General features: G+C 71.0%; 12 protein-coding genes. 5 read left to right on the top strand and 7 right to left on the bottom strand.

What is annotated here, in order from left to right; translation table 11 throughout:
- The first annotated feature begins 54 nt into the window (after window positions 1-54).
- Complete coding sequence (locus CF8_RS17195; RefSeq protein WP_010834371.1) at window positions 55-1,776, top strand: NHL domain-containing thioredoxin family protein; 1,722 nt, start codon at window positions 55-57, stop codon at window positions 1,774-1,776.
- Window positions 1,777-1,890: 114 nt separating this feature from the next.
- The gene (locus tag CF8_RS17190) at window positions 1,891-2,106 is read left to right on the top strand and encodes a DUF6458 family protein (RefSeq protein ID WP_051204253.1); all 216 of its coding nucleotides are present in this window, start codon (window positions 1,891-1,893) and stop codon (window positions 2,104-2,106) included.
- A gap of 12 nt (window positions 2,107-2,118) precedes the next feature.
- On the opposite strand, the gene CF8_RS17185 is transcribed toward CF8_RS17190, so the two are convergent.
- From CF8_RS17185 to CF8_RS17160, 6 genes are all read right to left on the bottom strand, one after another.
- Complete coding sequence (locus CF8_RS17185) at window positions 2,119-2,724, bottom strand: response regulator transcription factor (RefSeq protein WP_010834369.1); 606 nt, start codon at window positions 2,722-2,724, stop codon at window positions 2,119-2,121.
- Window positions 2,721-3,365 (bottom strand): sensor histidine kinase, encoded by a 645-nt coding sequence (locus CF8_RS17180; protein ID WP_010834368.1) that lies wholly within the window; start codon window positions 3,363-3,365, stop codon window positions 2,721-2,723. Before CF8_RS17180 ends, CF8_RS17185 begins: the two co-directional genes overlap by 4 nt.
- The gene (locus tag CF8_RS17175) at window positions 3,365-3,784 is read right to left on the bottom strand and encodes a hypothetical protein (protein ID WP_010834367.1); all 420 of its coding nucleotides are present in this window, start codon (window positions 3,782-3,784) and stop codon (window positions 3,365-3,367) included. Before CF8_RS17175 ends, CF8_RS17180 begins: the two co-directional genes overlap by 1 nt.
- The gene (locus tag CF8_RS17170) at window positions 3,781-4,464 is read right to left on the bottom strand and encodes an ABC transporter permease (RefSeq protein WP_010834366.1); all 684 of its coding nucleotides are present in this window, start codon (window positions 4,462-4,464) and stop codon (window positions 3,781-3,783) included. The genes CF8_RS17175 and CF8_RS17170 overlap by 4 nt, the downstream gene beginning before the upstream one ends.
- A gap of 120 nt (window positions 4,465-4,584) precedes the next feature.
- Window positions 4,585-5,454 (bottom strand): ABC transporter ATP-binding protein, encoded by an 870-nt coding sequence (locus CF8_RS17165; RefSeq protein WP_010834365.1) that lies wholly within the window; start codon window positions 5,452-5,454, stop codon window positions 4,585-4,587.
- 138 nt (window positions 5,455-5,592) lie between these two features.
- Entirely contained in the window at window positions 5,593-7,482 is a 1,890-nt protein-coding gene (locus tag CF8_RS17160; protein WP_010834364.1) for an acyl-CoA dehydrogenase, read from the bottom strand.
- Between the two features lie 239 nt (window positions 7,483-7,721).
- Here CF8_RS17160 and CF8_RS17155 point away from each other — a divergent pair, with 239 nt between their 5' ends.
- On the top strand, window positions 7,722-8,180 hold the full coding sequence (locus CF8_RS17155) for an RrF2 family transcriptional regulator (protein ID WP_010834363.1): 459 nt from the start codon (window positions 7,722-7,724) through the stop codon (window positions 8,178-8,180).
- Between the two features lie 24 nt (window positions 8,181-8,204).
- Here the strand turns inward: CF8_RS17155 and CF8_RS17150 are convergent, their stop codons facing one another.
- On the bottom strand, window positions 8,205-8,744 hold the full coding sequence (locus CF8_RS17150; protein ID WP_010834362.1) for a hypothetical protein: 540 nt from the start codon (window positions 8,742-8,744) through the stop codon (window positions 8,205-8,207).
- Window positions 8,745-8,850: 106 nt separating this feature from the next.
- On the opposite strand from CF8_RS17150, the gene CF8_RS17145 reads away from it, so the two are divergent.
- Window positions 8,851-9,324: a nuclear transport factor 2 family protein gene (locus CF8_RS17145; RefSeq protein WP_010834361.1), complete on the top strand. Its 474-nt coding sequence runs from the start codon at window positions 8,851-8,853 to the stop codon at window positions 9,322-9,324.
- Window positions 9,325-9,380: 56 nt separating this feature from the next.
- Window positions 9,381-9,884: a SigE family RNA polymerase sigma factor gene (locus CF8_RS17140; protein WP_010834360.1), complete on the top strand. Its 504-nt coding sequence runs from the start codon at window positions 9,381-9,383 to the stop codon at window positions 9,882-9,884.
- The last annotated feature ends 103 nt before the right edge of the window (window positions 9,885-9,987 follow it).

Below are 9,987 nucleotides of genomic sequence, written 5' to 3'. Positions count from 1 at the left end.
GCTGCCTAACCTCCGTGGACAGAACACCTAAGGCGTTCCTGTGACAATGGGCAGGTGCGTGTCCGTGCCCCCGAGCTCACCGGCCGCGGCTGGCTCAACACCGCCGCCCCGCTGAGCCTCCGCGACCTCCGTGGCCGCTTCGTCCTGCTCGACTTCTGGACGTTCTGCTGCATCAACTGCCTGCACGTCCTCGACGAGCTGCGCCCGATCGAGGAGGCGTACGCCGATGAGCTGGTCGTCATCGGCGTCCACTCGCCCAAGTTCGTCCACGAGGCCGACCCGGTCGCGCTGGCGGCCGCGGTCGAGCGCTACGCCGTGCACCACCCGGTGCTCGACGACCCCGACCTGACGACCTGGCAGGCCTACACCGCCCGCGCCTGGCCGACGCTGGTCCTCATCGATCCCGAGGGCTACGTCGTCGCCCACTACGCCGGCGAAGGCCACGCCCACGCGATCTCCGCGCTGCTGGCCACGCTCGTCGAGGAGCACCGGTCTCGTGGGACGTTGCAGCCCGGCGACTCGCCCTACGTCCCGCCCGTCGTCGAGCCGACGGACCTGAGGTTCCCCGCGAAGGCCGTCCCGTTGCCCGACGGAAGGGTGCTGGTCGCCGATGCCGGCCACGACGCGGTGGTGCTGCTGTCGGCGTCGGGTTCCGTCGAGCAGCGTTTCGACGGTTTCCGCGAGCCCAACGGGCTCTGCCTCGTCCCGACCGACCTCGGCCTCGACTACGACGTGGTCGTGGCCGACACCGTCGGCCACCGCCTGGCCGGGTTGTCGCTCGCCACGGGGATCGTGACGACGCTGGCCGGCGACGGCCAGCAGTGGTTCGAGGGCGACGGGACCTCGCGGCTCAGCAGCCCGTGGGACGTCGTCTGGTGGCACGACCGCGTGTGGATCGCGATGGCCGGGGTGCACCAGCTGTGGACCTTCGACCCCGTCACCGGCGCCGTCGCGGTCGCCGGCGGCACGGCCAACGAGGGACTGCTCGACGGCCCCTTGGTCGAGGCGTGGTTCGCCCAGACCAGCGGCCTCGCGGTCGACGGTGACCGCCTGTGGCTGGCCGACTCCGAGACGTCGTCCCTGCGCTGGGTCGAGGACGGTGCCGTCCACACCGCGGTCGGCACCGGGCTCTTCGACTTCGGCTTCCGAGACGGACCGGCCGCCGACGCGCTGCTGCAGCACCCGCTCGGCGTCGCCGTGCTCCCCGACGGCTCGATCGCCGTCGCCGACACCTACAACGGCGCCGTCCGCCGCTTCGCCGACGGCTCGCTCACCACCATCGCCACGGACCTCAGTGAGCCCAGCGGCCTGTACGTCGAGGGCCGCGACCTCGTCGTCGTCGAGTCCGCCGCCCACCGGCTCACCCGGATCCCGCTCGACGCCCGCGTCGCGGCCGACGACTTCAGCCACACGACGCGACGACCCGTCACCGAGGTGGCCGCCACCCTGCGCCTCGACGTGCCCTTCACGCCGCCGCCGGGACAGAAGGTGGACGACCGCTTCGGGCCCTCCTCCCAGCTGCTCGTGACGGCGACGCCCCCGGCCCTGATCCGCTCCGGCGAGGGCCGCGGCACCGACCTCATCCGCGAGCTCGTCCTCGACCCGCACGTCGGCGACGGGGTGCTCCACATCGCCGCGCGTGCGGCCTCCTGCGACGCCGACTCCGGAGAGGGGGCGGCGTGCCACATGCACCAGCAGGACTGGGGCGTCCCGGTCCGGATCAGCCCCGGCGGGGACGCCGTGCTCACCCTGCCCCTGGGCGGCGCTTGGACCTGAGTCTTCTCGAGACTCAGGTCCAAGCACCGGGCGAGTCCGGCTCGTCGGTGCGTGTCTCCCGACCCGGAACCCCCTATGGTCGAGGGGACAGCTCGAACAGACAGAGGAGTCATCATGGGTTTTGGTGTCGGAATCGTCCTGCTCGTCCTCGGCCTGATCCTCGTCACCGGAGCGGTCGACCTGCCCGCCTCCGTCGATGACGTGGTCGCCACCTCGACCGTCGGCTGGATCCTGATCCTCGCCGGGGTGCTCGGAATCGTCCTGGGGCTGATCGCCACCCGCAGCCGATCGCACACGACGGTGGTCGAGGAGCGTCGCCACGACGTCTGACGACGGCGGGGATCACAACCAGCCGTTGGCCTGAGCGAGCTGCGCGGCCTCGGCGCGCGTCGTCGCGCCGGTCTTGCCGATCGCCGCGGACAGGTGGTTGCGGACCGTGCCCTCGGACAGGTGGGCGCGAGCCGCGATCGCCGAGACCGGTGACCCGTCGAGCGCGAACGCCAGGATCTCGGTCTCGCGCGCGGTCAACGGGCTCGGACCGGCCATCAGCGACTCCGCCGCGAGGTCCGGGTCGATCACCCTGAGACCGGCGTGCACGCGGCGTACGGCGTCCGCGAGCTGTCGAGCGGGAGTGTCCTTGACGACGAAGCCGGCCGCGCCGGCGTCGAGCGCGCGCCGGACGTAGCCTGGCCGGCCGAACGTCGTCACGATCAGCGACCGCACCCCGGGCAGCTCGGCCCGGAGCGCCGCTGCCGCCTCGATGCCGGTCAGGCCGGGCATCTCGATGTCGAGCAGGCACACCTCGGCGCGGGAGTCCCGGGCGGCAGCCACGACCTCGTCGCCGCGACCGACCTGGGCGACGACGTCGATGTCGGTCTCCAGGTCGAGCAGGGCCGCGAGGGCGCCCCGGACGAGGGCCTGGTCGTCGGCCAGCAGGATGCGGATCACGGCAGCACCACCTCCACGCGCGTCCCCGGGCCGCCCGACACCTGCAGGGTGCCACCGGCCGCCGACACCCGCTCGCGCATGCCGCGCAGGCCGTTGCCCTCCCGGCCTCCGGTCGCCTCGAAGCCGGCGCCGTCGTCGGCGACGACCAGGCCGGTGGGACCGAGCTCGACCGACACCGAGGTGGCGCGCGCGTGGCGCACCACGTTGGTCACCGACTCACGCAGCACCCACGCCAGCAGCGCCCGGTGGCGCGGATCGGTCTCGGCGACGCTGCCGAGCACCTGCGTCCTGATCCCGGCGTCGGCGAGCACGCGCGGGGCGGTCGCGAGCTCCGCCTCGAGGTTCGACGCGCGCAGCCCGCCGACGGTGGCGCGCACCTCGGCCAGCGCCTGCCGGGCGGTCTCCTGGATCGACTCCAGCTCGGCCTTGGCGCGCGCCGGGTCGACCTCGATCAGGCGCGAGGCGAGCTCGGCCTTGATCGACAGCGCCGTCAGCGAGTGACCGAGCACGTCGTGCACGTCGCGGGCGACCCGCTCGCGCTCGGCGACGAGCGCCAGCCGGTTGCGGGTCTCGGTCGCCTCCTGCGCCTTGTCGCCGAAGACCCGGATCAGCACGCCGCCGAGCATGATCGGCCAGACCATCAGGAAGAACCACGCCGGGACCAGTCGGGCCCGGCCAGCGACAGCACCGGCAGCACGACGGCGACGAAGGTCGCCCACTTCCACCACGGGTCGGGGAGCTGCAGGGCGGAGAGCATGCCGAGGTACGGCGTGAACGCGAGCGCCTCCACGCCGATCACCGGCGTCGTCGCCAGCGCGAGGACGCCCATCAGCGTCAGCGCCAGCCAGGCCCGGTCGGACCAGAGGCTGTAGCCGAGGATGTTGCTCACCGCGAAGCCGAGGATGCACGCGAAGGTCGTGACCTTCCAGCCCGTGGCGACGTCGGCCTCGAGCGTCGCGACGATCGGGTAGACGAGGAAGACCAGCCAGATCGAGGCGAACGCCCAGCCCCAGCGCTCCCAGGGGTTGGTGGCGTCCAGCTCGGGGTGGGCGTCGCTCACACCCGCTCCCGCCCGCGGCGCAGCCCCCAGACCGCCAGCGCTGCGAAGATCACCGTCCACGCGCACACGTTAGCGAGCAACAGCCACACCGAGTCGTGACCGGCATCCATCGGGAGGTGGCCCTCGGTGATCGGGTAGCGGGCCAGGCCGGCATAGCCGTAGAGCGGGGTGAGCCGGCCGATGTCGAGCATGAGCCCGTCCATGGGCGTGAAGACGTTGCCGAGGAAGCTCAGGATCACGATCAGCCCCGACGCCACGGACGCCGCGTTCTCGCCCTTGAAGAGCAGGCACATCGCCAGGCCGTAGACCGCGAACAGCGACGACCCGAGCCACACGATCGCGGCCGTGGCCAGCCAGTCGACGGCGTTGCCCGACGAGCCGGTGACCGCGCCGATGACGTAGATCAGGGCGATCGGGACGACGGCGACCGACATCGCCACCGCCGTCTTGACCAGCACGAAGGACAGGGCGGGCAGGGGCGTGAGCGCGACCTGCCGGCCCCAGCCCATCGCCTGCTCGGTCGCGGCGGCACCCGCGACGGTGGTGGTCGCGGTCACCGCGCCGTACGCCGCCATCGAGACCATGACGTACATCGCGATGTCCGCGCTGCCGTAGGCCTCGTCGTCGCCCATGCCGAAGACGAAGAACAAGAACGCCGGCAGCGCGACGATGAAGAACATGCCGACCTTGTCACGCAGCTGCCGCTTCAGGTCGAGGACGGCGTAGGAGACGGCGAGGGGCCGGTGCGTCGTGCGTGCGGTCGGTGGGCCCGGCCGTGGTCGGGAGCGTCGTCGTCGTGCTCATCGCAGGGCCTCCTGGGCCTCGGTGGTGCTGGTCAGGGCGAGGAAGGCGGCCTCCAGGCTGGCGCTGGCGACCTCGAGCTCGGTGACACCCAGGGGTGCGACGGCGGCGCGTACGGCGTCGAGCCAGGCCTCGTCGATGCCCTGGCCGTCAACGACGTGGCTCGGCGGGCGGAAGGTCACGGTGCGTCCGCCGTACTCCGCCCGGATCTCTGCGGTCGGGCCGTCGGCCACGATCCGGCCGTCGGCCATCAGCACCGTGCGGTCGGCGAAGGCGTCGGCCTCGGCGAGGTAGTGGGTGGCGAAGACGATGGTGCGCCCGGTCTCGGCGTCGGCGCGCATCGTGTCCCAGAAGGCCTGGCGGGCCGCGACGTCCATGCCCGTGGTCGGCTCGTCGAGGATGATCAGGTCCGGGTCGGGGACGAGCGCCAGGGCGAACTTCAGCCGCTGCTGCTCACCGCCGGAGCAGGCCTTCACGAGCCGGCTGGCGAGCGGGGCGAGGCCCGTGCGCTCGATGACGGCGTCGACCCGGTCGGGGCGGCCGTGCAGGGCGGCGATCGCCTGGATCGTCTCGCGGACCGTGAAGTCGGTGAGCAGGCCGCCCGTCTGCAGGACAGCGGAGACGCGGCCGTCGACGACTGCGTGGTGGGGCGTGGCGCCGTACAGCTCGATGGTGCCGCTGGTCGGCGAGGTGAGGCCCAGCAGCATGTCCACGGTGGTGGTCTTGCCGGCGCCGTTGGGGCCGAGGAAGGCGACGATCTCGCCTGGCTGGACGGTCAGGTCGACGTGCTCGACCGCGACGACGGAGGTGCCGTCGGTGCTGCGGAAGGTCTTGTTCAGCGCAGTGGCCCGGATGGCTGGTGTCGTCATGCGTCCACCCTGCTGGCGGGCGCGCCCCCGGCCCCGGGGGAAGTGTCACGACCTGTCCATGACAGGTGTCATGTCGCCGTACGCCAGAAATGACACTGACCCGCCCGAAGTCTCGGGCGGGTCAGTGTGTGGATCAGATCAGAAAGCAGCCTCGTCGAGGTCCATCAGCGCGAGGTCGATGTTCTCGGCGATGGCGCGCTCCGCGGTGAGGCGCGGCAGGTTGGTCTGCGCGAAGAACTGCGCAGCCGCCACCTTGCCCTCGTAGAAGGACTTGTCCTTGGCGGAGACCTCGCCGTCGAGCTTGGCGAGGGCGATCTCGGCCTGGCGCAGCAGCAGCCAGGCGCAGACGACGTCGCCGAGCGCCATCAGCAGGCGGGAGGTGTTGAGACCCACCTTGTAGATGTTGCGCAGGTCGCCGCCCTCGGCCGACACGTCGGCCGACATCAGGTCGTTGATCATGTGACCGACGATGGCGTTGGCGTCCTCGAGCGCGGTGGCGAGCAGGCCACGCTCCACCTTCAGGCGACCGTTGCCGGCCTCGGAGGCGATGAAGCCCTGGATCTCGCCCGCGAGGTGGCCCAGCGCGCGGCCCTGGTCCTTGACGATCTTGCGGAAGAAGAAGTCCTGGCCCTGGATCGCCGTGGTGCCTTCGTAGAGCGTGTCGATCTTGGCGTCACGGACGTACTGCTCGATCGGGTACTCCTGCAGGAAGCCCGAGCCACCGAAGGTCTGCAGCGACTCGGTGCCGAGCAGCACCCACGAGCGCTCCGAGCCGTAGCCCTTGACGATCGGGAGGAGCAGGTCGTTGACGGCGGCCGCCAGGCGGGTCTCCTTGGAGTCGGAGGTGCCCTCGTGCTCGGCGATCATGACCTGGTCCTGCCAGGACGCGGTGTAGAGCACCAGCGCGCGCATGGCCTCGGAGAACGACTTCTGCGTCATCAGCGAGCGGCGCACGTCGGGGTGGTGGGTGATCGTGACGCGCGGGGCGGTCTTGTCGGCCGCCTGCGTCAGGTCGGCACCCTGGACGCGCTCCTTGGCGAACTCGAGCGCGTTGAGGTAGCCGGTCGACAGCGTCGCGATGGCCTTGGTGCCGACCATCATGCGAGCGTTCTCGATGACGTCGAACATCTGCGCGATGCCGTTGTGCACCTCGCCGAGCAGCCAGCCCTGGGCCGCCTCGCCGCCACCGACCTGCGGGTCGCCGAAGGTGACCTCGCAGGTGTTGGAGACCTTGATGCCCATCTTGTGCTCGACGTTGGTGACGTAGACGCCATTGCGCTCGCCGGTCAGCTCACCGGTCTCGTGGTCGAAGTGGTGCTCGGGCATCCAGAAGAGCGAGAGGCCCTTGGTGCCCGGGCCGCCGGCGCCCTCGACGCCCTCGGGGCGCGCGAGGACGAGGTGCATGATGTTCTCGCTCATGTCGTGCGTGGCGCTGGTGATGAAGCGCTTGACGCCCGTGACGTTCCACGAGCCGTCCTCGTTCGGGGTGGCCTTGGCGCGGCCGGCACCGACGTCGGAGCCCGCGTCGGGCTCGGTCAGGACCATGGTGCAGCCCCACTGGCGCTCGACCATGATCTGGGCGATGCGCTGGTCGCGCTCGTTGCCGTTGTTGTAGACGACACCGGCGAAGGGGGCGCCGGCGGCGTACATGTGGATCGGGGCGTTGGCGCCGAGCACCATCTCGCCGATCGCCCAGTTGAGCGTGGAGGGGGCAGGGGTGCCGCCGAGCTCCTCGCGGATCTGCAGACGCCAGAACTCGGCGTCCATCCAGGCCTGGTAGCTCTTCTTGAACGACGCGGGCACGGGGGCCGTGTTGGTCTTGGGGTCGAAGACCGGCGGGTTGCGGTCGCTGTCGACGAAGGATGCCGCCAGCTCGCCCTCGGCGAGCTTGGCCACCTGGCCGAGGATCTCGCGGGCGGTCTCGCCGTCGACCTCGCCGAAGGGACCCTGACCCAGGATCTCGTCCCGGCCGAGCACCTCGAAGAGGTTGAACTCGATGTCGCGCAGGTTGCTCTTGTAGTGGCTCACGTTCTACCTGTTCCGTTTCGTGGCACCGGTCCAGGCTCTGGATCCGGTCCGTGCGGAGCCGATGTCCGGGGGGACTTCGGCGGCGAGCAGCTCGGTGTGCTACTCGTCGGTAACTTAATTGTGCATCGGGGATCGGCGCTGCGCAACACGAACGGCCCATGTGGCAGGTCACACGCCTGGCGTCGCGGTGCGCGGCATCGTTGAGCGACGTGGGGGATCCGTCTGACAAACTGACCCACATGCGCGTTTCCGCCAAGGCCGACTACGCCCTCCGGGCGCTGATCGAGATCGCCTCCGTCACCGACGGCACCGCCGTCAGCGCGGAGCAGCTCGGCAAGGCCCAGGACATCCCGCACGGCTTCCTGCAGGCGATCCTGGCGGACCTGCGCCGTGCCGACATCGTGGTCTCCCAGCGGGGCCAGTCGGGCGGCTGGCGCTTCGCGCGCGCGCCCGAGTCGGTGTCGGTCGCCGACGTCATCCGCGCCGTCGACGGTCCGCTGGTCTCGGTCTACGGCCTCCGGCCGGAGTCGGTCGCCTACGGCGAGTCCGCCAAGGTGCTCCAGCACGTGTGGATCGCTGCGCGCCGCTCGCTGCGCTCGGTCTTCGAAGGTGTCTCGATCCAGGACCTCGCCGACGGCAAGCTGCCCGACGCGGTCGCCGACCTCACGGCCGACGAAGACGCCTGGCAGCCCCACTGATCCTGCTGATCGCCGATCGGCTGATCAGGCGGCGAGCTGGTCCTTGACCTGCTTGCGCCGCTTCTTGACCTTGCTCAACGCCTTGTCGAGGCGCGCCTTCTCCTGCGTCAACGCGATCCGCGCCAGCTCGGCGGCAAAGTCGGCCGGCGCCAGGCCGGGCTCGATCGCGTGCACGCGCCCGGGCTTGACCAGCCGGGTCCAGGCGACGGGCAGGTCGTCACGGGTCTCGGGGGTGACCACGAGGTGCACCTTCAGCCCGGCCAGCCCGTCGACGGCGAGCGCCGCCTGGTCGGCGTCGGCCTCGAAGAAGCCGGGCTGGCTGACGAAGGCGTCGGACTTCAGGCGGAACGCCCGGCGGCAGACCTTCGCCCACGCGCCCTCGACGTCCTTGCGCGTGAGGTCGGCCGACCTGTGCGCGCGCCGGATCTCCAGGTCCGCATGGTGCAGGTCGGTCTGGCTGGCGTCGGGGGTGCGTACGCCGACCGCCGCGAGCCGCTCGCGGACGTCGGCGTCCACCTCGACGACGTCGGGTCCGATGTGCAGGAAGAGCTGGTGCTTGGCCATGTCCGCACCGTCACAGGTCGTGACGACCGCCCGGTGAAATCCTGGTGACCCGCGTGCGACGGCTTGGACCTAGAACACGTTCTCGTTTCGCCGTACCATCAGACGCATGACCACCACCGACGCCACCGCGGACCACATCACCTGGGACGCACCCGACGGCGACCACCCCGCCCGCCGCGCCTCGCAGCGCTCCTACGCCGCCGTCTCGGGCGGCGACCTCGAGGAGTGGCTCACGGTGTACGCCGAGGACGCGGTCATCGAGGATCCGGTCGGTCCCTCGATGTTCGACCCCGAGGGCGTGGGTCACCACGGCCACGACGCGATCCGGAAGTTCTGGGCAGCGGCGATCGAGCCGATCGCGACCTTCCACTTCCACATCACCGACAGCCACGCCAACGGCAACGAGTGCGCCAACATCGGCACCATCACCACCACCTTCCACGACGGCGGCACCGTGGCGACCGACCTCGTCATGGTCTACCGCGTCAACGACGACGGCCGGGTCGCGTCGATGCGCGCACACTGGGAGCCGGAGCGGGCGATGGCGACCTACCGGAAGGCTTTGCCCGAGACCGTGTGACGCGTCCGGGGCGGTGCGCGTCATGAGGGGTGACGCCAACCAACCCAAGGAGTGACATGTCGGGCAAGCACGGGGACTTCGAGGAGTTCGCGCTTGCTCGCACGCCCGCCCTCTACCGGGCGGCCTGGCTGCTGTGCGGTGAGCACCACCGGTCCGAGGACCTCGTCCAGGAGACCCTGGCGAAGCTCTTCGTGCGGTGGCACAGCCGGCTGCGCGGGCCGATCGACAACCCGGCGGGCTATGCCCACACGACGCTGGTGCGCACGTTCATCAGCGCGCAGCGACGCCGGAGCAACCACGAGCGACCGACCGAGCACCTGCCCGAACGGGCTGTCGGCGGCGGAGAGATCGACGTGCAGCTGACGCTGCGCGACGCGCTCGCCTCGCTGGATCCGCTCGACCGGGCCGTGCTGGTGCTCCGCTATCTCGACGACCGCTCGGTCGCGGAGACGGCGGAGGCGATCGGGGTCAGCCCCGGCGCCGTACGCAATCGCACGATGCGGGCCCTCGAGCGCCTCCGCGGCCAGCTCGGCACGTCACTCACCGACCTGAAGTCCTGAAAGGCCACCCTTCATGACCGTCCCCGACAGCGGCGTCGACCTCCTCCTGCGACGCGCCACCGACGACCTGCGCCCCGACGTCGAGCACCTCGTCGCCGGCGGC

It is taken from the genome of Nocardioides sp. CF8 (genome assembly GCF_000389985.1).
GTDB classification, from domain to species: Bacteria; Actinomycetota; Actinomycetes; order Propionibacteriales; family Nocardioidaceae; genus Nocardioides; species Nocardioides allogilvus.
The sequence above is the reverse complement of the archived record's forward strand: the minus strand, read 5'-3'. Positions and strand labels throughout refer to the sequence as shown.

What these genes read in the sequence shown, in the direction of transcription:
- CF8_RS17190 (WP_051204253.1), top strand. Translation starts at nt 1,891, where the DNA reads ATGGGTTTTGGTGTCGGAATCGTCCTGCTCGTCCTCGGCCTGATCCTC.
- CF8_RS17180 (WP_010834368.1), bottom strand. Translation starts at nt 3,365, where the DNA reads ATGGTCTGGCCGATCATGCTCGGCGGCGTGCTGATCCGGGTCTTCGGC.
- CF8_RS17170 (WP_010834366.1), bottom strand. Translation starts at nt 4,464, where the DNA reads ATGTTCTTCATCGTCGCGCTGCCGGCGTTCTTGTTCTTCGTCTTCGGC.
- CF8_RS17165 (WP_010834365.1), bottom strand. Translation starts at nt 5,454, where the DNA reads ATGACGACACCAGCCATCCGGGCCACTGCGCTGAACAAGACCTTCCGC.
- CF8_RS17155 (WP_010834363.1), top strand. Translation starts at nt 7,722, where the DNA reads ATGCGCGTTTCCGCCAAGGCCGACTACGCCCTCCGGGCGCTGATCGAG.
- CF8_RS17150 (WP_010834362.1), bottom strand. Translation starts at nt 8,744, where the DNA reads ATGGCCAAGCACCAGCTCTTCCTGCACATCGGACCCGACGTCGTCGAG.
- CF8_RS17145 (WP_010834361.1), top strand. Translation starts at nt 8,851, where the DNA reads ATGACCACCACCGACGCCACCGCGGACCACATCACCTGGGACGCACCC.
- CF8_RS17140 (WP_010834360.1), top strand. Translation starts at nt 9,381, where the DNA reads ATGTCGGGCAAGCACGGGGACTTCGAGGAGTTCGCGCTTGCTCGCACG.